This is a genomic window from Psychrobacter sp. 219-2-C, from assembly GCF_049560815.1.
Lineage (GTDB): Bacteria > Pseudomonadota > Gammaproteobacteria > Pseudomonadales > Moraxellaceae > Psychrobacter > Psychrobacter faecalis.
Map to the genome: position 1 here is coordinate 420,144 of NZ_CP186933.1, position 24,343 is coordinate 444,486.

The 24,343-nt window shown below is 44.3% G+C and carries 12 protein-coding genes, 1 tRNA gene and 3 pseudogenes; 7 read left to right on the plus strand and 9 right to left on the minus strand.

Annotation, left to right across the window (positions count from 1 at the left end; genetic code table 11):
• Position 1 precedes the first annotated feature (1 nt).
• From ACPEGP_RS01755 to ACPEGP_RS01775, 5 genes are all read left to right on the plus strand, one after another.
• On the plus strand, positions 2 to 6,070 hold the full coding sequence (locus tag ACPEGP_RS01755; protein WP_423813753.1) for a beta strand repeat-containing protein: 6,069 nt from the start codon (positions 2 to 4) through the stop codon (positions 6,068 to 6,070).
• A 267-nt stretch (positions 6,071 to 6,337) separates the two neighbouring features.
• On the plus strand, positions 6,338 to 10,483 hold the full coding sequence (locus ACPEGP_RS01760; RefSeq protein ID WP_423813754.1) for a Mur ligase family protein: 4,146 nt from the start codon (positions 6,338 to 6,340) through the stop codon (positions 10,481 to 10,483).
• 660 nt (positions 10,484 to 11,143) lie between these two features.
• The gene (locus ACPEGP_RS01765; RefSeq protein WP_423813755.1) at positions 11,144 to 12,595 is read left to right on the plus strand and encodes a TolC family protein; all 1,452 of its coding nucleotides are present in this window, start codon (positions 11,144 to 11,146) and stop codon (positions 12,593 to 12,595) included.
• Between the two features lie 72 nt (positions 12,596 to 12,667).
• Complete coding sequence (locus ACPEGP_RS01770) at positions 12,668 to 14,914, plus strand: type I secretion system permease/ATPase (RefSeq protein ID WP_423813756.1); 2,247 nt, start codon at positions 12,668 to 12,670, stop codon at positions 14,912 to 14,914.
• Between the two features lie 2 nt (positions 14,915 to 14,916).
• On the plus strand, positions 14,917 to 16,086 hold the full coding sequence (locus ACPEGP_RS01775; protein WP_062844805.1) for an HlyD family efflux transporter periplasmic adaptor subunit: 1,170 nt from the start codon (positions 14,917 to 14,919) through the stop codon (positions 16,084 to 16,086).
• Positions 16,087 to 16,173: 87 nt separating this feature from the next.
• Here the strand turns inward: ACPEGP_RS01775 and ACPEGP_RS01780 are convergent, their stop codons facing one another.
• The 8 genes and pseudogenes from ACPEGP_RS01780 to ACPEGP_RS01815 all read right to left on the minus strand — a co-directional run bounded on the left by ACPEGP_RS01780 (position 16,174) and on the right by ACPEGP_RS01815 (position 21,265).
• Positions 16,174 to 16,896, minus strand: a complete 723-nt coding sequence (locus ACPEGP_RS01780; protein ID WP_423813757.1) for a hypothetical protein — start codon at positions 16,894 to 16,896, stop codon at positions 16,174 to 16,176.
• Between the two features lie 249 nt (positions 16,897 to 17,145).
• Positions 17,146 to 17,352: pseudogene (locus ACPEGP_RS01785) on the minus strand (SIP domain-containing protein); the annotation flags it as partial.
• A gap of 64 nt (positions 17,353 to 17,416) precedes the next feature.
• A pseudogene (locus ACPEGP_RS01790) lies at positions 17,417 to 18,295 on the minus strand (IS3 family transposase); the annotation flags it as partial.
• A gap of 147 nt (positions 18,296 to 18,442) precedes the next feature.
• Positions 18,443 to 18,709, minus strand: a pseudogene (locus ACPEGP_RS01795) (transposase); the annotation flags it as partial.
• A 461-nt stretch (positions 18,710 to 19,170) separates the two neighbouring features.
• Positions 19,171 to 19,488, minus strand: coding sequence for a hypothetical protein (locus ACPEGP_RS01800; protein ID WP_423813758.1), 318 nt, complete (start codon positions 19,486 to 19,488; stop codon positions 19,171 to 19,173).
• 10 nt (positions 19,489 to 19,498) lie between these two features.
• Positions 19,499 to 19,792 carry a hypothetical protein gene (locus tag ACPEGP_RS01805; RefSeq protein ID WP_423813759.1) on the minus strand — a complete coding sequence of 98 codons (294 nt, stop codon included), beginning with the start codon at positions 19,790 to 19,792 and terminating at the stop codon, positions 19,499 to 19,501.
• Positions 19,789 to 21,033: a tyrosine-type recombinase/integrase gene (locus tag ACPEGP_RS01810; protein WP_423813760.1), complete on the minus strand. Its 1,245-nt coding sequence runs from the start codon at positions 21,031 to 21,033 to the stop codon at positions 19,789 to 19,791. Before ACPEGP_RS01810 ends, ACPEGP_RS01805 begins: the two co-directional genes overlap by 4 nt.
• A 16-nt stretch (positions 21,034 to 21,049) precedes the next feature.
• On the minus strand, positions 21,050 to 21,265 hold the full coding sequence (locus ACPEGP_RS01815; protein ID WP_011513303.1) for a hypothetical protein: 216 nt from the start codon (positions 21,263 to 21,265) through the stop codon (positions 21,050 to 21,052).
• 196 nt (positions 21,266 to 21,461) lie between these two features.
• Between ACPEGP_RS01815 and ACPEGP_RS01820 the strand changes: the two genes are divergently transcribed.
• Positions 21,462 to 21,686, plus strand: a complete 225-nt coding sequence (locus ACPEGP_RS01820; RefSeq protein ID WP_105245245.1) for a helix-turn-helix domain-containing protein — start codon at positions 21,462 to 21,464, stop codon at positions 21,684 to 21,686.
• Between the two features lie 428 nt (positions 21,687 to 22,114).
• Here the strand turns inward: ACPEGP_RS01820 and ACPEGP_RS01825 are convergent.
• Positions 22,115 to 22,189: transfer RNA gene (locus tag ACPEGP_RS01825), tRNA-Gly, on the minus strand.
• 260 nt (positions 22,190 to 22,449) lie between these two features.
• Here ACPEGP_RS01825 and ACPEGP_RS01830 point away from each other — a divergent pair.
• Positions 22,450 to 24,114 (plus strand): alpha-keto acid decarboxylase family protein, encoded by a 1,665-nt coding sequence (locus tag ACPEGP_RS01830; protein WP_423813761.1) that lies wholly within the window; start codon positions 22,450 to 22,452, stop codon positions 24,112 to 24,114.
• The last annotated feature ends 229 nt before the right edge of the window (positions 24,115 to 24,343 follow it).

The window sequence follows — 24,343 nt, forward strand, 5'->3', positions numbered from 1 at the left end:
TATGAGCACTATAAATATCAAGGTAAACGGCCAAGCCGAAACCGTTGCTGAACATACAGTTGTGACACAAGACGGTACTCCTACGGTGCTCCAAGCTACCGATAAAATTAACTATGAGTTTCTTGATGAGTCAACGGGTTACGCCCCCAACAACATTATTACTAAACGTGTCGGTCAAGACCTTCAGATTTCTTTTGAAAACAATAGTGTCGACCCTGATCTAATTATTGAGGGTTTCTACGACGCTACTGAGAGTGCGCTTATCGGTGTCGCAGAAGATGGTAGTTATTACTATTATGTTCCTGATACTGGTGAAGTTACTGATTATGTCACTGAGTTAGAAGCAGGTGAGATACAAGGCCAGTCATTAGGCGGAGATCCACAGGTTTCGCCTTGGTGGATAGGTGCTACAGAATCTGGCGCTTTTAATGCTCTGCCTTGGTTAGCAGGTCTTGCTGGAATTGGTCTTGCTGCCGCTGCTTTCTCTAATGACGATAATGATAACGATGACAGCGATGCCGACGCCGATGCAGATGCTGATGCTGATGCTGATGCTGATGCCGATGCCGATGCCGATGCTGACGCCGACGCTGATGCTGACGCCGATGCTGACGCTGACGCAGACGCCGACGCCGATGCTGACGCCGACGCCGATGCTGACGCCGATGCTGACGCCGATGCTGATGCCGACGCCGACGCCGACGCCGATGCCGATGCCGATGCTGACGCCGATGCTGACGCCGATGCTGACGCCGATGCTGACGCCGATGCTGACGCCGATGCTGACGCCGATGCTGACGCCGATGCTGACGCCGATGCTGACGCCGATGCTGATGCTGATGCCGACGCAGATGCTGATGCCGATGCCGATGCAGACGCTGATGCAGACGCTGATGCAGACGCTGATGCCGATGCCGATGCCGATGCCGATGCAGACGCTGATGCAGACGCTGATGCAGACGCTGATGCAGACGCAGACGCAGACGCCGATGCTGATGCCGATGCCGATGCCGATGCTGACGCTGATGCTGACGCCGATGCTGATGCCGATGCTGATGCCGATGCCGATGCCGATGCCGATGCCGATGCTGACGCCGACGCCGACGCCGACGCCGACGCTGATGCCGATGCCGATGCCGATGCAGACGCTGATGCAGACGCTGATGCAGACGCTGATGCCGATGCCGATGCCGATGCCGATGCAGACGCTGATGCAGACGCTGATGCAGACGCTGATGCAGACGCAGACGCCGATGCTGATGCCGATGCCGATGCCGATGCCGATGCTGACGCTGACGCTGACGCTGACGCTGACGCTGACGCTGATGCTGACGCCGATGCTGATGCCGATGCTGATGCCGATGCCGATGCCGACGCTGATGCCGATGCCGATGCCGATGCCGATGCCGATGCCGATGCTGATGCTGATGGCGCCTTGAGCGCCGATGCCGTCATTGATGACGCCACTGACACGGCCATTGTGAGCGGTACCAGCAGCGATGTGGTTGCTGGTAGCACCGTGAGCGTGACCTTAACCGATAGCGCAAATAACACAGCGACAGGCACGGCCATCGTAGGCGCTGATGGCAGTTACACCACGGTGGCCATTGACACCTCAGGCTTGTTGGATGGCACGATCACCACGACGGTCACCGCCACTGACAACAATGGCAACCCACTAACTGCCACCGACACGGATGTGAAAGATGCGGTTGATGGCGCCTTGAGCGCCGATGCCGTCATTGATGACGCCACTGACACGGTCATTGTGAGCGGTACCAGCAGCGATGTGGTTGCTGGTAGCACCGTGAGCGTGACCTTAACCGATAGCGCAAATAACACAGCGACAGGCACGGCCATCGTAGGCGCTGATGGCAGTTACACCACGGTGGCCATTGACACCTCAGGCTTGTTGGATGGCACGGTCACCACGAGTGTTGCGGCCACTGACAACAATGGCAATCCATTAACCGTCACGGACAGCGATGTGAAAGATGCGGTTGAGGGTGCCTTGACGGTTGCCACTGAAATCACCGATGCAACTGCAGACGTGAGCGGAACCAGTACCGATGTGGCGACTGGTACGATCGTGAGCATCACCTTCACTGATGCAGATGGTGCCACGGTGACCACCACGGCAACTGTGGGTGCGGATGGCACTTATAGCGTCGCGGATGTTGACCTCTCAGATTTACGTGATGGCACGGTCACCACGAGTGTTGCGGCCACTGACAACAATGGCAATCCATTAACCGTCACGGACAGCGATGTGAAAGATGCGGTTGAGGGTGCCTTGACGGTTGCCACTGAAATCACCGATGCAACTGCAGACGTGAGCGGAACCAGTACCGATGTGGCGACTGGTACGATCGTGAGCATCACCTTCACTGATGCAGATGGTGCCACGGTGACCACCACGGCAACTGTGGGTGCGGATGGCACTTATAGCGTCGCGGATGTTGACCTCTCAGATTTACGTGATGGCACGGTCACCACGAGTGTTGCGGCCACTGACAACAATGGCAATCCATTAACCGTCACGGACAGCGATGTGAAAGATGCGGTTGAGGGTGCCTTGACGGTTGCCACTGAAATCACCGATGCAACTGCAGACGTGAGCGGAACCAGTACCGATGTGGCGACTGGTACGATCGTGAGCATCACCTTCACTGATGCAGATGGTGCCACGGTGACCACCACGGCAACTGTGGGTGCGGATGGCACTTATAGCGTCGCGGATGTTGACCTCTCAGATTTACGTGATGGCACGGTCACCACGAGTGTTGCGGCCACTGACAACAATGGCAATCCATTAACCGTCACGGACAGCGATGTGAAAGATGCGGTTGAGGGTGCCTTGATGGTTGCCACTGAAATCACCGATGCAACTGCAGACGTGAGCGGAACCAGTACCGATGTGGCGACTGGTACGATCGTGAGCATCACCTTCACTGATGCAGATGGTGCCACGGTGACCACCACGGCAACTGTGGGTGCGGATGGCACTTATAGCGTCGCGGATGTTGACCTCTCAGATTTACGTGATGGCACGGTCACCACGAGTGTTGCGGCCACTGACAACAATGGCAATCCATTAACCGTCACGGACAGCGATGTGAAAGATGCGGTTGAGGGTGCCTTGACGGTTGCCACTGAAATCACCGATGCAACTGCAGACGTGAGCGGAACCAGTACCGATGTGGTTGCTGGTAGCACCGTGAGCGTGACCTTAACCGATAGCGCAAATAACACAGCGACAGGCACGGCCATCGTAGGCGCTGATGGCAGTTACACCACGGCGGCCATTGACACCTCAGGCTTGTTGGATGGCACGATCACCACGACGGTCACCGCCACTGACAACAATGGCAACCCACTAACTGCCACCGACACGGATGTGAAAGATGCGGTTGGAACTATCATTGCTCGAGATGACACAGATAATATAGATTTAGGCGAGCTACAAGTAACCAACTATCCTTCAGTTAATGGCTCTGACTTAGACATCATTGGCATCGGTGAAGGTATTGGAAATGCAGAAAGTAACCTTGGCTTCACTGTGAGTGAAGGCACAAGTGGTTCGGTAAATATATCTGTCCAGCAGACTGCATTAGTAGCAGTAGCTGATGCAGTCAACATAGAGGTTTATAATAGTAGTGGTGATCTTGTTTATGTTGGTACTACTGGTGGTGACCCACTTGTCGGTGATGTAATAGGTTTAGAGCTACTTGGTTTAACTGGTAATGATACATTAACGGCCACAGTGTCTGATTTAGAGCCAGGGAGTTATACTGTTGTCGTCCGAAAAAGTGATAGTGCTCTAGCTACTGTAGTGGAAGACGTAGAGTTGGCTGATTTAGGCGATTCTGGAATAGTATTAGGCGCTGATAACCAAGAGGCTGTTTTTGCTGCTATTGAAGATTCACTAGGCTCACTTATAGGCGGTACTGTTAATAGTGTTCTTGGCACTGCACTAAGTTTAACAGGAGAGTTAGGTGCTGGTGAAATCGTAAGTCTACTTCAAGGAAGTACAGTATTAAATACATTACTTGATGGTGTGATCGATCCAGCACTCGATGCTGTTGCTGAAGCGCTACTTAGCAATACTTTAACGCTACTCGAAACCACAGATATTACAGCGACAGTGACTGAGTTCGATTATGCTAACAATACTGCCATTGAAGGAAATGTCATTGATCCTGATGTATTGATTCCAGGTGAGCCTGGAGAAGATACGGTTACTGCTAACACGGTACTAATTGATATAGACAGTAACAACACTCAATCAGAGCCTACATTTGATATCGTGAATGGTATCAAGGTATTTACCATTCAAGGTGAATATGGTGCTCTAGTTATTGATGAAAATGGTGATTATAGTTATACCGCAAATGGTAACTACCTCCCACCAGGTGCAACAGAAGTATTTGAATATACCATCTCTAATGGTGCAACTATTGACACTGCAAATCTGACTATTAATATCGGCTTTACAGCACCTACTCCAATTATCACTGATAATGTGGGTAGCGGTGGTGTATTTATCGATGCAGAGATCATTGCAGACAGCGGCACTACCAATGACAATACGCCAAGTATTGAAATTGCGCCTAATATTATTTCTGACGGACAAACACCGCAGTTGGTAGTGGATGGTATCGTGGTTGATGCAATCGTCGTGAAAAACTCAAATGGCAGTTATACGTTAACGCCACAAACGGCATTAGAGGATGGGGATCATGCGCTAAGCTACAATATAAAAGACGCGGTAGATAATGTCAGTGGTAATGCTCCGGTAGTCACTGTAAAAGTGGACACGACGATGCCAGATGCTTTAGATGATCAGGCATCTGCTGGATTAGACCTAACACCAGTCGCAACAAACTCTACAGGTGGACAGTCTGGAACCGTTAGCAGCTTAGTCAGCCTTGGCGCAGTTGGTGATGTAGTTAATGTAAGTTTGCTTAGCTCAAGCACTGCCTTTACAGTAGATGTTGCAACTAACACCACACAGGATCTTACGATATCTGGCACTGGAAATCAGGCATTAGGGTTGGCTCTTGGTGCAGATGAAGACTTTGATGTTCTTGTCTATCGCCAAGCGGTAGGGAGTAATCAAGCTGAGTTGGTTCAAGCAGTACCAAACTGGCTTGATTACAAAGCAGGTATAGCTGGTGTTATAGGCGGCACTTGGACAGGCTTACCTTTAGAGCTTGATACTTTCTCTGGCGGTGCGAAGTACTATATCGTGGTCGCTAACGGAAGCGGAATATTAAATCTCGGCGCAGGGACGTCAGTCACTGTTAAAACGGATTCTACTACGCTGACTGATTTTGATATTGATTTAGTACCATCTACTGGTAATGTTCTTACTAATGATATCGATACTGGGCTGTCGACAGTAGTGACCAAAGTTAATGGCAATACGATAAGTGAATTAACCACTATTACAGGTGAATACGGTAGTTTGGCTATAGACACTAACGGTCAATATACCTATACGCCGAAATCAAATCTTAATGTGATTGGTAAATCAGACAGCTTTGAATATACGATTGATAATGGTAATGGTAATATCGATACAGCTACGTTGATCGTAACTATCAATGGTGACGGGCAGGCTACTGTTGCCAATTCAAATCTAGCAGCAGCTCGTATAATATCAGATGATAGCATGGCACTTTCTGATGATCTAACGGCTTTAGGAGTAGAGTATAGTGGAACAGAAACGCTTGATTTAGACTTTTCCAGTTTTGCAGCCATTGATGCATTGGGTGATACCACTGCCAGTATTAACAGTGACTTTATGCTCAGTGATGTCTTACAGGTGGACGAAGGACTGTATATCGATATTGCAACGAATGACGACGGCAATACGACACTAGCGTTTACTGGACAAGAAACGGTTGAAACAGCGGTGACCGTCGACGGTACAAGCAATAAGTCATCAGATAATGAAGTGAGTACTGATACTCAAATGATTGACATGACAGTAGATAGTTCTAATCTGATTGCCAGTAATGATTGGGACAATTTGGCCAATATCGCAAATGCGTCACACATTATCTGATAGTTACTTTATCCTTGACTGAACTTAGAAAAGCGCTTCCAAATTGGAGGCGTTTTTTTTGAATAAGACATAGACAATAAGGGTAACTTAAGCATATAAAATGTGGAGCGAACGCAATCAGATATGATAAGCTCAAGTTTTATAATGGAAATTTGTCAGCTTTTTTTGTATGTGTGTTTGTCCGAAAATTTGACTATTTAACCTGATTTTATAATAAACATTATTAAAAATACGATGGAACTGAAAAATAAAAAGGATGATAAAAACATGGATGAGCCTATAAAAATAAACCGTTTGATGAGTCATTTAAAACAAAATCTTCCAGCTATTTATGACAATTGGATACAAACCCATATTGCTCATATAGACAATAAAAATAATATAAAGGGCAGTAGGACAGACACTTTACCTTATACTTTTGTTCTATCTGTGTCTGATGGTCATAAAAAAGCCAAAACAGTTACCTTCATCATTGATGACTTGATAAAAGCAGATAAAACCGACAGCGCCAATCGCTTTGCAGATTTTGAAAAAATACTACCTGTCATTCACACAAAAATAGACAAACTCTCATCAAAGTTCGACGCACCGATTGTGTGGCTGCGACTTGAGTGGCTGCATCAGGCAACACTTACAACGTGGGCAGATTTACAGCAAGATTTAAAACGCTTTAAAAGAAACTATTATCGTTCAGGTATTGCATTTGAAGGCATACGCGCGCCGTGGTTATTGTTGACAGAAGTGGAACTAAATGCCAATGCCTGCCTCTATGCAGGAAATACCGTGGCTCATGCACAGGTAAATACCACCAACCTCGATGTCTACTTTAAAGCGCGCCATGGTAGCAGCCAAATACCCAATTTTCGTGATGATTTACCAGTAATCAGCTTTAACACAGCGGGTGTGTTTCTCGATGGCGATACGGGTGATTGCCATAATCTCGATACACAGCCGCGCTTCAAAGGTCACCGCAAGCTGTTGCCACTCTCAGCTGCCACGACTCAACCTATCATCGAGCAGTCCACGCAGTACTTAGCCAGACAAGTCCAGCCTTCGGGTCAATACGTCTATGGGTATTTCCCTTGCTTTGATCGTAAGATAAATACTTACAATAGCTTGCGTCATGCCAGTAGCACTTATGCCCTGATTGAAGGTTATGAAGCCTGCCGTGGCTTTAGTCATCTTAATAGTTCTAACCGTTTAGATAGCGTAAATATAGCCGCGCCTGCCAAGTTAAGTTTGACTGATATGCAGAACAATATTGATGGCGCAATGCGTTATCTGATTCATCAATTGATTCACACCTATGATGACAAAGCGTATGTAATAGATACGGGTGGCGAGATCAAACTGGGCGCCAACGCAGTCGCAATATTGGCATTGGTTAAGTATTTACAGGTATTTGCAGACACACCATTGGCAAATGAGTATCTTGATTTGACCAATAAGTTAGCGCTGGGCATCACTGATATGCAGCAAGAAGATGGTAGCTTTGTCCATGTATTGCATAAAGACTTAACCTTAAAAGAAAAACATCGCATCATTTATTATGATGGAGAGGCCGCATTTGCACTGATGCGTTTATATGGCTTGACCAAAGATGAGCGCTGGCTGAATTGTGTGACTCGAGCTTTTGATTATTTTATCGAAGCCAAGCACCACCGCGCTCATGACCATTGGCTCTCTTACTGCTCAAATGAGCTGGTGATTTATAAACCTGAAAAAAAATATTTTCAGTTTGCGGTCAATAACATCGCAGGCTATACCGATTTTATCAAAAATCGTATCACCACGTTTCCGACCCTGCTTGAGCTGTCGATGGCATTTCACAAAATGCTATTGAAACTTGATGAGCATCCAGAGTTTCATGACGTATTAATAGGTTTTGATACTCAGCATTTTTATCAGGCCTTACATGCGCGTGCCAATCATTTAATGAATGGTTTTTTCTTTCCCGAGATGGCGATGTTTTATAAAGCGCCGCAGACTATTTTGCATGGGTTTTTTATTCGTCATCATTCGTTCAGAGTGCGCATTGATGATGTGGAGCACTATTTATCAGGATCGATTGCGTATCAAAATCTTTTAAAAACTGCTCAATATCCGACACTAGCGACCAAACAGTATCAAAAGACCAAAACCATCATCCGCAAAAATGATGAAATAACCACGCAACCGCCACAAGCAAACTGCATATGTCCAAAGCAATCTGTATTAACACCTCGTGCGCTTGTAGCGGCAACCAAAGGTAGGTGGCTGGTCGTACCGGCAGAAGATTGGTCAGCGACAGGTCTTTGCATTTGGCCACCCAGTTTTGAATCAGGCCACATAATAGTGGCTCGAAGCAAGACAATGGATGTGGGTTATCTCTCGAAGAAAACGATAGCGTCTTTAGTAAAAAAAGGCGCTGTGGCGATCGTCACGGATGATATGGAAGCCTATAAAGACATGGGCGTTCCTGTATTGTACGTACGCAATGTGCGCCAAGCGACGATGAATATTGGTCGTTATGCTCGGCAGGCGTTTGATGGTCAAGTCATCGGCATTACGGGTAGTGCAGGGAAAACCACGACCGTTCATATGTTGGCGCATACCCTAAATGGTTTTGGCAAAGCCAATTACACGCAGTCTAGTGCAAATCTGCCTGTCGGTATCGCATGGAACTTGGCATGTATGCCGCCATCTAACGACTATTGGGTGTTAGAGATGGCGATTGGGTCTATGTCTGCCAATACTGATTTGGTGCGTCCTGATGTGGCTTTGATTACCAATATTGCCCCTGCGCATCTTGAGTATCATTATGATGTCGATAATATCGCGCTCAAAAAATCACGTATTTTTGAAGGCATGGCACCTGGTTCTTTAGCCGTCGTGTGCCGAGATATTGAGCAGTATGAGCTGATTGAACGTCTCGCACGCATTTGGGGTATTCGTGTCATTAGCTATGGCAAGCATGATGACGCTGTCATTAGACTAGTAAACTATAGCAAAGAAGACGCACAAGCACAGATAGTAATAGACCATAAGACTTATACGCTGAATTTGTCAGCCCGTGGTCAGCATATGGTTCTGAATGCGATGGCTATTTTAGCAGTGGCTCAGCATTATCATTTATCAATTGATAACGCTATCACTAGATTGGAGTCTTTTACAGCTGTTGCTGGACGTGGGCAGGTGCTTGATACCACTTATCAGGGCCGAGCAATCACACTTTATGACGACGCATATAACGCCAACCCACTCTCCATGCAATCGGCGCTCGAAACCTTTCAGCAGTTAGCTGTACCCGCGCATCAAAAAGTATTGATTTTGGGCGATATGTTGGAGCTTGGTAATGACAGTAGCAAATATCATTTAGGAATGGCGCCCATTATCGAATCAATGGATTTTAGAGTTTTAATCTTGGTGGGTAAGCACATGAAAGTATTGGTAGACCAGCTTAAATTATCAAATATACATGCTTATTATGCCGAAGATACGCAAACTCTAGCGACTCAAATGCCTAGTTTTATTAAAGACAACGACCATGTTTTTATCAAAGCGTCTAACGGTATCGGTCTTAATAAACTCTTTCTAAGGGAGCAAAACGAGCTAAGTGAGCAAAACGAGGTCGTGCAAAATCAAGAAACAAACTTTGCTGATCTAAAAAATAGGCTGTTAACAGCTGTCAAAACGGATGCCGCCATATTGGTAGAACGTTTTAAGCTAGAGGAAAATAAGATCAGCGAACATAAGGTAATAATGTCTGTTCAGCCAGTCGTACCAAAAATGATGGCGTCACTAGCGAAGCTAATGACCATCATGCTGATATGGGACAAAGTAAAACAGGACAATATTGACCCAGCACAAACGCTCATTGAGATGCCTGTGGATTTATTAAAAGGCAGTAGTGAATACTATCAGTTTTATAAAAAAGGAGAGAAAATCCCATTAATCATACTCATTAAATCTGCTCTAATCGCCAGCTCTAACGAGGCCGCCTTTGCTTTGGCTTGCTGGCATTCTGGTAGCGAATCCGATTTTGTACCGAATATGGCTCGTAAATCGCACTTGCTTGGCTTAACGTACAGCCATTGGACAAGTTGTACAGGACTTGAGAGACAGGCTTATACCACAGCCCAAGACATGAGTACGCTTGCCAAAGTGTTTATCAGTCAATACGCAGCAATTGCTTCCTATTGTTCTCTTAAAATTTTTAAATACAATAATAAAAAAGTTTTTAATACCAATAAATTAATACGTTCTTATACAAATATTAAAGGATTAAAAACGGGCAATCTAGTTGGTATCGGCTCTAATTTAATCAATTGCTGGGTGGATAAGGACGTTCATTACATTAGTATTGTTTTGGAGGCTGAAAATCGAGAGACTTGCTATGCATTGTCTGAAAGAATAATAGAGATGTGTGTTTAACCTATTATACGAACATAAATTTTGAGTGATTCTTATAGAGGTTTACCAATTTATCAGATCTCCTATATGTTGAGGTTTGATTACTCCAATTATTGATGTTTAAGTTTTACGACCAACACCGCTTTAATTTTTTCTCATTAAAAAGCGGTGTTTCATTTTATGAGCTCTTATTGTTCCCCCCCCCCCAATATTCGGCATGCATTTATTCAATAAATGGCATATAAGTCTCATTTCATAATTACCATCCTAAAATACTTACGATTACTGATGAATTTGATTTTCTACAAAAATAGAATATTGATAGTTGAATCTGCAACCCTATGACTAAAAATAAAAAATGCTGCTTAAACTTCTATAGATTCATCGGCTTACTTCATATTAATTTTTCTACCCTTCGTATATCTCTATACCTATCTGATATTAAGCCCAATCTCGGTTGATTTATTACTTTAAACATTTCTTTAGCCAGTATATGATTGTTTTATACTCTAAGTTTTAGTAAGGTTTAACACACAAAAGCTAAACACTTAATCAAGCGTATTTTTATAGGGCTAGCTACTGAAACTTAATATGAAAAAATCGTCAAACAAAAACCAGTTATGCGATCGGCTGTTACGTTGCCATTATGTGACGCTTTTAGTGATTGGTACGTGTTTTACTATGACAGCGCAAGCCGCAGTACAGGATTTGCGCGTAGACAGTTTGATTACGCAAGCCATCCAGACTCATCCTTTGGTGGGCTCGGCAAGAGCCAATCAGCAAGCCACTACAGAAGGCATCAATGCGGCAAAGTTAAACCTTTTACCGACACCCAGTGTGAGCTCAGGCTACGATAGAGACAATGATTTTATCTCACAAGTGTCTATCCGCCAGCCTTTATGGACGGGTGGCAAGCTGACAGCCGATGTCAATCAAGCCATCTTCGATGATAAAGCAGCTACAGAATATATCTACGAACAACAAAACCTCGTCGCCAAAACAACGATTGACGCGTGGCAAAGCTATATCCAAGCCATTGCAAAACAAAATGTTCATTCTGAAGCCCTAAAAGAGCTCAGCGAGTTTGAGGCCATGATGCAGCGCCGCGTGGGGCAAGGGGTCTCTGCTCGTATTGAGCTGGATCTTGTGACCAATCGTATCTTGCAAGAACAAACGGCTTATCAAGCAGCTGGCGAGCAGCAACGTATCGCAGCGGCGAGACTTGAGCAGATCATCGGCCAGCCTGTATCGCAAATGAGCGCCATGAGTCTTCCTGATATCAAAGTGTTGGTCAATCAAGCCAAACAACAATCTGCCAACTTCGAAAGAATGGCATTCGAAAAAGCCAGTTTTTATAACCCTGTCATCGTCAAAGAACATTTTCAAATTGAATCTGCCAAACAAGGCGTCGAGTCACAGCAAGCCGCTCGTTATCCTACCGTTTATGCTCAATACGAACACGCCTATTATCATGACGATAATGAAAATGACGGCAAGTTTTCACTCGGGTTGAGTTACGCGCCCGGCGCTGGGTTTTCTAATCTTGCGTTGGCACGAGCCTCTCAGGCACAAGTCAACAGCTTGGTGCAAACGCAAGAAGCGTCACGCCGTCAGGTGATTGAGAATATTCAGGTTCAGTATCAGCAGTTTGTAAGTGCAAAAGACAGAGAAAACTCGCTCATTGCTGCTGTGGCAGGCGCGCAGATTGTCGTCAACTCTTATCGTAGACAGTTCATTGCTGGGCGTAAATCATGGCTTGAAGTGTTGAACGCCGTTCGCGAAAACAATGATTATAAAGTGCAACTGGTACAAACGCGCGCAGACATATTGGGTGCATTTCATCGTCTGCAAGTAGATTTCGGTACGATGCCGTGGCAGCAGTTTGGACATAACCGTCAGCCAGTGACGTTATTTAGACCGACAGATCCTGTCAAAGAGTGGATAAACAAACAGGATAAAAAAAGAGCCAGCCAGAGCTTGGGCTATCAGCCAGACGTGTCAGATCTCAATGAAGAGTACATAGAAATCAGACTGCCTGCTGATGTAGAAGAAAGCCTAAACAGAGGCGAACGTATCATGCTAAACGATGACTATAGCATTACGCCTATCGTTGAAGGAAACAGTATCAACTAAAGAAAATACCACGACCAAAATAATCGGGCTACTAATCCTATGGCTGTCCCAAATATTAAATAAGTGATGAATATGAGTTCAAACTTGAAACCGACGAAAGCCGCTTTTGTTCATCATGATGAGCAAAACACGCCTGATCAGAATGATCTGACCTCAAGCTTAGTCGATGCCATCAAGCATTTACTGAGTCAACAAGGATATCCAGTCGATAATATACGTCTGAATGATGTCGTCAAACAGCACAGCGATCACCCCAAAAATAACCAAAGTATTCGTGAAGTGGGCGGTATTATTGCAATCTTGGAAGGCATTGGTATTACCGATACGCCAGAAATATTAGAGCAGCCGGATGCCGCTTTTTTGCCATTATTGGCCTATCATCCTGACTTAGGGTGGGGAATTCTCGATAGTCAGACGCCGCAAAAAAATTGGAATTTTCGTCAAGAGAAACGCCATGTTCACACACGTGCTGATGAGCTGTCATTAATCTTAAAAATCCGTTTAAAAGATGACCCTGTCAAACAGCGCAAAGTGTCTTTTTCTGATTTGCTTAAGTCAGATTTGGGTAATTATAAAGGTATCTTGATTGAAGCGGTTATTGCGACATTTTTAATTAATGTATTGGCATTGGCGGTGTCGCTATTCTCTATGCAAGTTTATGATCGAGTGATTCCGACGCGTAGTGAATATACGCTTATTATCTTAGCCAGTGGTGTGTTTCTTATTATTCTGTTTGAAGCCTTTATGAAATTCTCACGGTCGAGAATTATGGATAAAGTGGTTGTGGGACTCGATCAGTATTTGTCTCGCGAAGTGTTTCAGCGCTTACTCAAAGTACGTATCGATCAGATGCCAGGGTCGGTGGGCTCTATGGCAGCGCAGCTACGTGGCTATGAGCAAGTACGCAGTTTTTTCACCGCCAGTACTTTATTTGGATTGGTCGATCTGCCGATGACCATTATTTTTGTCAGCTTAGTGGCTTTTATTGGCTCACCTTTGGTGGCTGTCGTTCCTGTGATTGCGGCTGTGATTGCGATAGTCATGGGCTTGTCTGCGCGTAAACGTATTGATGCGATTGCGGCTGAAGGCGCGACGGCCTCTTATTATAAGACGGGCTTGTTGGTAGAAGCGGTCGAAGGGGTTGAGACGATAAAAGCAGGGGCGGGCAATTGGAAATTTTTGTCACGCTGGCTTGATGTGATGAATGTGACGATCAAAAACGATCTGGATATGAAGCACACCAATGACAATCTCACGTATTTTACCCAAATGCTGCAACAAGTCAGCTATGTAGGGATCGTGATCGTCGGCTCGTTTGTGGTGATACAAGGCGATATGACCATGGGTGGACTGATTGCTTGCTCGATATTGGGTGGGCGAGTACTGGCGCCAGTGATGACGTTGCCCAATCTGTTGGTTCAGTATTCGCATGCGAAAGCCGCCAAGCTCAATATCGAAGCCTTGTTTGAGCTTGAGCAAGACAATCATGGCGTCGCCTATCCTTTGTCACCCAGTCGCATTAGTGGTTTTTATCAATGTGACAATCTGGTGTTCAATTATAAAGACAATGATAGGGCGGCTATTAGCATTAAAAATCTGACCATTCGCCCTGGTGAGCGTATTGCCATTCTTGGCCCCATAGGCTCAGGAAAATCTACTTTGCTAAAAGTATTGGCTGGCTTATACGCACCTACCAAAGGACAGGTATTGTTAGATGGGTTGGATATTCATCAGATCAGCCGCGAAACCCTGAGTGAGTGTTTGGGGTATTTGCAGCAAGACCATCGACTGTTCCAAGGCACACTAAGAGAGAATTTATTAATAGGAATGGCGGCACCTGATGACGATGTACTGCAAGACGCCTTGATGAAGACAGGGCTGATAAATCTGGTCTCCAGTCATTCAAGTGGTTTGGATTTGCCGATCAGTGAAGGTGGTCGCGGCTTATCAGGCGGACAAAAACAGCTCGTTGCATTCACGCGCCTGCTTTTGACCAAGCCCAATGTGTTTTTACTCGATGAACCGACAGCTTCCATGGACAACAGACAAGAGCAGCGCTGCTTGCAGGTACTGAAGCAAGCATTGGTAGAAGGCCAGACATTCATTGTATCGACCCACAAAACAGCGCTATTAGAATTGGTTGATCGTCTGATTATCATGGACAATCAACGTATTATTATGGATGGTCCAAAACAAGTCGTGCTTGATGGATTGAGGAAAAATGAGCGTACAAAAGCACAAGCGAGTCAAGCAGAGAGCCAAACCACTACTATCAAACCTATCCCCACCAAAACTTCAATACACGCTCAAGGTAAGTAGAGATGGCAGACTATAAATATACGCCCACAAAACTTAAGGTTGGTCGTTCAAGACTGAATATTTGGATTGCTTTAGTTGGTATGATAACGCTACTCGTATGGGCGTCCTTTGCTAAGATTGATCAAGTCACGCGTGCCAAAGCGACGGTGATTGCTAGCGCGCGCACGCAAGAGATTCAAGCGTCAGAAGGAGGGATATTGACAGAGTTGGCTGTTGTGGAAGGTCAGGAAGTAAAAGCAGGACAGCTGCTTGTGGTTTTAGAAGAAGAGCGTGCCAAAGCGGCAGTGGATAACTCTGCTTCTAAAACAGCGGCGTTAAAAGCCAAACTGTCACGTCTAAACGCAGAGATTTTTGAAACGCCTTTGGTCTTTCCGAAAGAAGTTAAAAACTATCCAGAATATGTACAGAACCAAACCGCGCTCTATAATCGTCGCCGTCAAGCCATCAACGAAGAGGTTTCTTCACTTGAAAAAATGCTCGTGCTGGCAAGACAAGAGCTTAAGATGAATGAGCCGTTATTGAAGTACGGTGATGTCAGTCAGGCAGATATTATAAAGCTGAGCCGTCAAGTCGCTGACATCGAAGCGCAAATCAATAACAAGCGCAATAAGTATTTTGAAGAAGCGCAAGCTGAGATGACCAAAGCACAAGAAGAGCTAGATACCGAGATTGAGGTTCTGCGAGACAGTCTACAAGTATTAGAAGAAAAGCGTCTGCTGTCACCGACAGAGGGTAAAATCAATAATATTAACGTGACAACCATTGGCGGTGTGGTAAAACCAGGCGAAACCATCATGCAGATCTTGCCGACCAGCAGTGATCTTGTGATTGATGCAAAGGTCAGTCCTGCCGATATTGCTTATGTACAAGAAGGACAAAGCGCGACCGTCAAGCTCGATGCCTATGATTATTCAATCTTTGGGGCTATGAATGGCACGGTAAGTTACATCAGCCCAGATACTTTGATAGAGAAAACGCCTAAAGGTGAAGAGCCTTACTATCGGGTATTGGTTGTTATTACTGGTGCTGAGTTTGAAGGTCGGGAAGATGAGATTGTTATCAAGCCGGGTATGACAGCTTCTGTCGATATCAAAGCGATGGAGCGTACGGTATTGTCTTATCTCACCAAACCTATTACTAAAACCTTATCAGAAGGCATGGGGGAACGATAGTAAAGGGTTGATAAACCTTTAGCGCGCAAATGATAAAACCCCAATAATAACTGGGGTTTTACTATAAAGGCAATGTTGTAATCATCTCTAGAGTGAGTCATCTTGACGCTCTTGTTCAAATACCTGATTGGCGCTTTGATTTTCACTGGTATCAGCACCATTTCTTAACCGCTGCGTCTCATCTATTTTTTGCTGATTGCGGTTTTTAACTTCATTAATGGCGGCGCTCAATTGGCTATTGATGTCTTCTACTTCAGATTTTGCCGAGAGATAGTCTTTGTCTATTTTGATAGTGGGCTGCTGGGTCGGCACGTCGATAGACAACAAACCAGCACGGGTCTTGATACTCTCTAGCGCCTCGATATTGTCCGATGGTATAGACGCAGACATCTCATCTGTATCGGGACTTGGCGGCTTGATTTTTTCGGCCCGCGCTTTAAGCGTGGAGGCTGACTTAGTAGACGTTAATACAGCGTCTTCTGTCAGTGTTTTAGCAGCGCTCATGTCGTCTGTCTGTGTAGATGTGATGGCTTTCTGCTGAGTCGTTGATTGTATTTCTATCGTATCTTTGGAGCTGTCGGTATTCGATTTTTTATCAGGTGCAGATGCAGTATAGGTTTTGGCAATAGTAGGCGGCAAGTCATCTAGAATGTCAGGCTTCTCGGAAGGATTGGCCGTATCGACACGGTTATTGCTCACTTGTGTCGAATCTTCTTTATTAACATTCATATAAAAAATAAAGAAAAAACCCACGTGTACCAATATCGCAAGGCACAATGCCCAAAGCCATTTTTCACGAAATATTATCATTAGATGACGATACCTTTTATAGATGATAGCGTGCGGCCAATACCTTGATGCTATAGATGAGGTTAGCAAATAATGCCACACGTTGCTATCGATATAAGCCATTACAAATGGTGGTTTTAGAAATAAAACATACCTATCAAACCAAAAACCCCTTAAGCGATATGACTGAGTATATGATGTCATCATATTGCTTAAGGGATTGCTAATGTTATTACGAATATGGTCACTGCCACTAAAGAACGTCGCCTATTAGGCAGCGCTTTCTGCATCGTTGCGTTTCTCAATTTTGTGCTGATCTTCGGTATTGTCGACTTTCCAATAGCTTGAGATGTATAAATGCGTTTTTTCTATCGGACGCTCGACTTTAAAAAACTGGCGTAGCGCGCGCATACTATGGAATTCACAAGCCGCCCATACCGCGGGCTTTCCTGTCAGCCACGTTAACGTTTTGGTGTGCTCAAGTAATGGACAGTTTGACCCCTGCCGTCAATCCCGTAGACTTAAACTTGGGAGATTTTAGTTACGCAGCCTGACGATAATAGTCAAACCACACCTGTCTTGGCGATTTATAGCTCAAGCCCTTTTGAATCCTCGTTTGGTTGTAGTACAGCTCAATATAGCCAATAATATCGTTGATCGCTGCAAATCTAGTCTTATAATCCTGATGATATACCAGCTCGTTCTTTAAAGTGCCCCAGAAGCTTTCTATTGGAGCATTGTCGAAGCAATTACCTTTAGCGCTCATTGAACCTGTAAACTGATGCTGCTTAACGATCTTGTGGTAGGCATGGCTGCAATACTGGCTGCCTCTGTCAGAGTGAACAATTAGCCCTTTGCTTGGACGTTTATTCCTGATGGCCATGTTCAATGCTTTGCATACTAGATCAGCGGTCATACGCTTGTTAATAGCGTAACCGACAAGCTCTTTGGTGTATAAGTCTTTGACCCCTGCTAAGTACAGCCAACCCTCATTCGTCCAGATATAGGTGATGTCGCTGACCCACGACTCGTTAGGGCGCTTAGCATCAAACTTCTGATCCAGTACGTTTGGATAGACCAGCTTGTTGTGATTGGAGTCGGTGGTGACTTTAAAGCGCTTATGACTACGACATTTAATGCCGTGTTGCTCTTTGATGCTTCTTACCATATACAGGCTAATGTTGTGGCCTTGCTCGCTTAGATGAGCATGCAGTCGATCTACGCCATAACGTTCTTTCATTTCATTGTGAGCGGCTTTAACCAGTAACTCGCACTGATTACGATGTACCTGCTGACAGCTGATATGACGACCTAGCCAGTCATAGTAGCTTGAGGGTTTAACCTGTAGTACGCGGCACATCCTACTAATGCTAAAGATTTTCTGGTTGTCTTTGATAAAGGCGTACTTGACTAGCTGTCACTGCGGACATAGCCCTTCGCCTTGCGTCACTAAAACAGTCTCCCAGACTGTTTCTTAACGTTCCTCATTCGCGAAGTACGCCGTGGCCTCATTCGAGCATAGCTCTCCCCTTGCGTCGGGGCGAAGCAGTGCTTCGCTTTATCCCTCCTTATTTAGTATTTCGCGCTCCTCTTCGGCAACTTTAAGTTGTCGCTTGAGCTGCTTTATCTCTTGAAGAGCACTTATAAGATCAGGATCGTATTGAGCTGTTCCTACAAGTTTGCCTTGATTAGCTTTGTTGTTCCAGTTCGATAAGGTTTGCATGGCAATGCCAAGCTGCTTTGCGGTCGCTGAAATATTGCCGTTGTTGTCTGCTATCTTTTTAACAGCTTCGGCTATAAATTCGTCACTGTAGGTTCTTACTTTCTTGGTCATGGTAAACTCCGGTTAATACGCTTAGTTTACCAAGTTTAGTTGTACGGTTTATTCAACATAGCTCAAAATACTAAAAAATTAAGGAGTAAATTGTGCAATATATACTATCAATAGTAACTAGTATTATGGCCTTAGCTGTACTTTCAGGTTGCATCGCTACTAACATAGTTGGTGTTAGTGATACTTCTTTCACAATTGATTTTTCACAAAAGAAAATTAATGAAAGAGAAGATCCTACATTTATTATCAGACGGTAATCCCCCCAATAAATAAGAACACTTAGAAATAGAGATTAACTGCTAAAATATATCAGCAGGAGAATTCTATGAAAAAGACACGCTTTAGCGACAATCAAATTGTTAACTGTAGTGGCATAATTAAATTGGACAGTGTTTAAGAGAAATGCCGCGCACGAAAAAGCCAGACAACCTAAGCTGTCTGGCTTTAATATTGTGAACGACTTATCTATGATTATGCTCCCGCCATACAGCATGCTCACATACCTCACAGCACCAACTTTCTTTTGAGCGCATATATGGAATGTCTGCTGGTATTTGTAAGGGACAAACATAGCCGCAGTACTCACAAAGCACATCATCTAAATAAGCAAAACATTCACCGATTGTTTTGAATAGTACTTGTGGGCTTATTTTATACTTTTCACAGACCGCTTCTACATGTGCGATATAATCACCTTTATTATCATATGACCAGTAATCCTCACAGATTCTTAGATCTCGTGCGTTCTGCGTCATATTCGGCTGAAGCTTTACACTCATCACATTCTCCTTAGTAGCCGACATAGTCGGAGTGCGGTAATAGCTCATAAAGCTCGCTCTGAAGCTGACAACGCATATCCTCAATCACATAGTCAAGATTCGCATCCAAGCGCTTCTGTACCCACACACGCATCGCCATATCGTTAGTAAAGCAGCGCTTTACTCCTAAGAAGCGTGCGAGGTTATGACCCGATGAAATATACAACTCACGCATCAATGCATTAGCAATAAGGTTCGCATCTTCACTGATCGCGCCATCCCGTTTAAACTCACCAAACAGCTCTTCATAATTGATAATTTTCATTGTGACGTCTCCTTGTCAGTTTGTGCGCTCGTAGCTGTTTCTTCAGTGTCAGAGCTATTTGATGCACCTGTTAACTTATCCTTACTCGCTAGTAGCAAGTTATCCATCGCTGAGCCATCTTGACGGGTGATATCAGGCACATAACGGCTATACACCCGAAACAGCATCTCCGTACTGCTGTGACCCATCTGCCGAGCAATCCACTCAGGGTTCTCACCAGCAGCGAGCCAAAGCGTCGCTGCGGTATGCCGAGTCTGATAAGCCCGCCTATGTTTGAGACCGAGTAGGGCAAGCGTAGGTTTCCATACCCGCCGGTTCACATTACGGTACTCCATCGGATTACCTTGTGAGTTACAGAATACGAACTCTGACTTGCCAAAGGTGCGAGTCTTTTGCTCTTGTAGTGCGTCATAGACCAACTGCGACATTGCAATATCACGTTGTGAACCTAACGTCTTAGTCGGACCCATCTCACCATTCACTAATGCACCTCTGATACTGATCTCACGACGATCAAAGTTAATGCACTCCCACTTAAGCCCATCAATCTCACTGGTACGCATCCCTGTAAAAAAGCGAATGGTGTAGTAGGGCTTATAGTCAGCGCGTACATGCTTTAAAATCAGCCATACCTCACTCAATGTAAAAGGATTCACATCCGGACGAGCTTGTTTGAGATTTTTAATATTTTTATAAGGCATCTCAAACTCATGGCGATCTGATGCTTCTTCTAGTATCATACGAAGAAGTATCATGATCTGATTGATTCGTGCTACTGACAGACTTGACTGACCATCTTTACCGTAACGAACTTTGGCGAGAGAGCTACGGAAGGTCAGCAAGTCTGGTTTTTTTATGGCATGCACTGCTTTACCACCAAACTCAGGCAACAAGTACTTGTTCAAAATAATCTGCGTCTTTTGCCGATAGCTCGGCCGCCATTCAATCTTCTTCTCCTCATACCAAATATCTGAAAACTGCCTAAAGGTGGGGTTGCGACTGATACAAGCTTCCGCTCTATCAGCCAGTGCATTCATTTCCTGCGCTCGTTCACTCTTTGGGAAGTAAGACGCGTAGTCAAAGATACCTAAGGTGATTTCAGCTTCCATTTTTTTCAAGACTTGCGCTAATTTTTTACGATTAGCTGGATTGTCTTCTAAACTGGTTTTCTCTCGACAGCGCTTACCTAAGTAGCGGAAGTCAACGACCAGCTTGCCAAACCGTCCTCGCATAGTAGCCATAGTAATTCTCCTTTTATTACTGAAGTGCCATACCGTTGATGGCGCTCATAACTGGCTTACACATATCCTCTTCGATACGCTCCCATACGTACAAAATCTTGCGACCGCCGAAAGGACGAATGTAATGGATGTTTTCAATCAAAACGGTGTCTTTCATTTGATTGCGGATAGTACGTGCGTCGTACTTGATACGTTCGGCTAACTCATCAGTTGTTAAATAAGTATTGCTCATAGTGTTTACCTCTTTTCAGTTATTAAGTCATCGCATTAAGTGATAGAATAGAAATTATTTTATCAGCCTGTAAAAATGCACCTTTGAAGTATCAGCTGTAATTTACCCGCTTAGAGGTAGTTAGTAACCGATTTGTGTACTATATTACCTTTTTACCTCAATGTAAAGCATTTTTACCCGAAAAGAGGTATTAATTATGATTGTGTCTAAACTCCCTGTGATTCTGGCAGAGAAAAAGTTGCGTGTAGCAGATGTTGTAAGAGCAACAGGTATGAGTAAATCAACCCTTCATAAGTTATACAATGAAGAGTCATCAAGAATTGACTTCAATACCATCGACCAGTTATGTGAGTTTTTAGATGTGCAGGTGGGTGACTTATTTATTTATAAGCCAAATAATAAAGATAATGAAGAGTCTTGAGGATCTACAAAATTGAAAAATATGCGCAGAGAAATAAGTGGCAGAGCGATATATATAAGGCGTTTCAAGGTGTGAAATTAAGGTTGGGGTTATTATTAATAATTCCTTTTTCATGATTTGGTCACGTTTTGGTCACGCAATGAGCTTAATTTGCAAAAGCAGTGAAAAAATAAAAACCATGCTAAGAAATATTTTCTTAGGATGGTTTTTTATAAAGATAAGAATAATAAGTTGGGGTCAGTTATAGAATCAGTATTTATAGCATGGGCACGAAATGGTCACGTTTTGGTCACGGTGCTGATTTTTGAGCTTTTAATATGTTAGATAAACTTAGCAATTAGACTGAATAGCTCATGCTGAAAAACGCTACAGCTCTTAAAAATCGGACAAAAAAAAGCCTCACTGTTAAGTGAGGCTTTTTAAGTATTTGGAGCGGGAAAAGAGATTCGAACTCTCGACCCCAACCTTGGCAAGGTTATGCTCTACCACTGAGCTATTCCCGCTAATTATCAATTAACTATCGTCAGTTGATGATGGCGTATTATACGCATTTTTATTTATCTGTCAACACCTATCACGAAAAAAAGTAAAAGTTAGCAAAACAGGCATGTCATCTAGCCATAATTTTATGTTATAACAGTTTATTATAATATGTATTCCAAAAGCTTTGTATGGAAGAAATAAGCTGGTGTACATTTTATGAAAAATGTCATTCTTATTGATAGTCATCAATATTTATAATTTTAAGCATTAAGGATAAAAAATGAGTCAACAATATACCATCGCGGATTATTTATTCGATCGTATCGCTGAAGCGGGTGCGACTGAAATATTTGGCGTGCCCGGTGATTTTAATTTAACATTTTTAGATAATATTATTGCGTCTGATAAATTGCGCTGGGTCGGCAATACCAATGAGCTAAATGCTGGTTATGCTGCTGATGGCTACGCCCGTGAGCGTGGTTTTGCTGCTATGGTGACGACTTTTGGCGTGGGTGAGCTGTCGACGATTAATGCTACCGCGGGCTCTTTTGCCGAGTACGCACCCGTGCTGCACGTGGTCGGTGCGCCAAGTACCGCCCTGCAAGATTCGAAACGCCGGATTCACCATACTTTAGGTGATGGGGTGTTTAATCATTTTATTAAAATGGTGGAACCTGTCACCGTGGCACGCGCGCAAATCACGCCTGATAACGCTGCCTCTGAGATTGATCGTGTGATTCGAGTTATTCTGAAAAAGCATCGTCCCGGTTATTTGTTGTTATCACCAGATGTGGCGAAGATGCCGATTTATCCGCCAACGACCAAGCTTGATGATAGCCAAGAAGATATCACCAGCCAAGCCGCGTTGGCAGACTTTAAGCAAGCATTGATAGAGTTTTTACCTAATAAAACCACCACACTGATGGCAGATTTGATGGTGCATCGTTTGGGGTTGCAAAACCAGCTAAAGGCTTTAATTGCTGATACCGACATTCCTTATACGACGTTATCATGGGGCAAAACCTTGCTTGATGAAAACAGTGAGCGTTGGGCAGGTACTTATGCAGGCGTGGCATCGCGTCCTGTGGTTAAAGATGCGGTAGAAAATTGCGAATGCTTAATTAAAATCGGCGTGCAATATACCGACACAACCACCGCAGGTTTTAGCCAAAATATTGATGAAAAAGTTGTGGTTGATTTGCATTATGAGCGGGCATCTATCAGCGGTCAAAACTTTGCACCGATTGCGCTCAAAGATGCGCTGCAAACCCTGCATGAAGTCATGACCTCAGGCGTTAATATCGTACCGAAGCAGTTTTGCAAAGAGATGCAGCCGCATGAGCAAAACGGCAAGGATGACGAGCCGATTCGCCAAGATGACTTGTGGCATATCATCTCCGATGCGCTTGATGATAAAAACCTCGTATTTTCTGACCAAGGCACGGCGTATTTTGGTATCAGTGATGTGCGGCTGCCAGAAGGGGTGACGTCTTATGGGCAACCAATGTGGGGCTCAATCGGCTATACCTTGCCAGCGAGTTTGGGTGGCGCTATTGCCTCACCGCATAAGCGTAGTATCTTATTGATTGGTGACGGCTCGGCTTTATTAACCATTCAAGAAATCGCGGTAATGATTAAAGAGCGCATCAATCCGGTTATTATCCTGATTAATAACGATGGCTATACCGTTGAGCGAGCGATTCATGGTGAAAATCAGCGCTATAATGACATTCCTAAGTGCGACTGGCAAATGATGCCAAAAGCCTTTGGCGCGACGGAAGAAAATAGCTTAATCCTTAAAGCAGAAACCGCTGGCGAACTAAAAGCAGCGCTCGAAAAAGCAGCGGCCACCAAAGATAAACTGGTAATGTTAGAAGTGATGACAGATAAACACGATATCCCGCCTTTATTGGCTGATATCAGTGCTGCCCTTAAACCAAAATAGCCTAAGTAATATAATTTTATAATTTGCATGAGTATTTATCATTTACCATTAATAATGATTAAGCATTTATAAAAACACTGAGCACTTATAAAACAGAAAAGTCCTATTTGGCATTATGCTAAGTAGGGCTTTTTTGATGATGAAAAGGCAGGTTATTAATTTGCTTTCTAATATTCTTAGACTAAGGTTTATAGCGACGCTAAAAGCCTTTATGATTGAACAAATAAAG

Bases quoted from the DNA above. Each gene is read 5' to 3' on its own strand.
- ACPEGP_RS01755 (WP_423813753.1), top strand. From the start codon at position 2: ATGAGCACTATAAATATCAAGGTAAACGGCCAAGCCGAAACCGTTGCT.
- ACPEGP_RS01760 (WP_423813754.1), top strand. From the start codon at position 6,338: ATGGATGAGCCTATAAAAATAAACCGTTTGATGAGTCATTTAAAACAA.
- ACPEGP_RS01765 (WP_423813755.1), top strand. From the start codon at position 11,144: ATGACAGCGCAAGCCGCAGTACAGGATTTGCGCGTAGACAGTTTGATT.
- ACPEGP_RS01770 (WP_423813756.1), top strand. From the start codon at position 12,668: ATGAGTTCAAACTTGAAACCGACGAAAGCCGCTTTTGTTCATCATGAT.
- ACPEGP_RS01775 (WP_062844805.1), top strand. From the start codon at position 14,917: ATGGCAGACTATAAATATACGCCCACAAAACTTAAGGTTGGTCGTTCA.
- ACPEGP_RS01780 (WP_423813757.1), bottom strand. From the start codon at position 16,896: ATGATAATATTTCGTGAAAAATGGCTTTGGGCATTGTGCCTTGCGATA.
- ACPEGP_RS01800 (WP_423813758.1), bottom strand. From the start codon at position 19,488: ATGAGTGTAAAGCTTCAGCCGAATATGACGCAGAACGCACGAGATCTA.
- ACPEGP_RS01805 (WP_423813759.1), bottom strand. From the start codon at position 19,792: ATGAAAATTATCAATTATGAAGAGCTGTTTGGTGAGTTTAAACGGGAT.
- ACPEGP_RS01810 (WP_423813760.1), bottom strand. From the start codon at position 21,033: ATGGCTACTATGCGAGGACGGTTTGGCAAGCTGGTCGTTGACTTCCGC.
- ACPEGP_RS01815 (WP_011513303.1), bottom strand. From the start codon at position 21,265: ATGAGCAATACTTATTTAACAACTGATGAGTTAGCCGAACGTATCAAG.
- ACPEGP_RS01820 (WP_105245245.1), top strand. From the start codon at position 21,462: ATGATTGTGTCTAAACTCCCTGTGATTCTGGCAGAGAAAAAGTTGCGT.
- ACPEGP_RS01830 (WP_423813761.1), top strand. From the start codon at position 22,450: ATGAGTCAACAATATACCATCGCGGATTATTTATTCGATCGTATCGCT.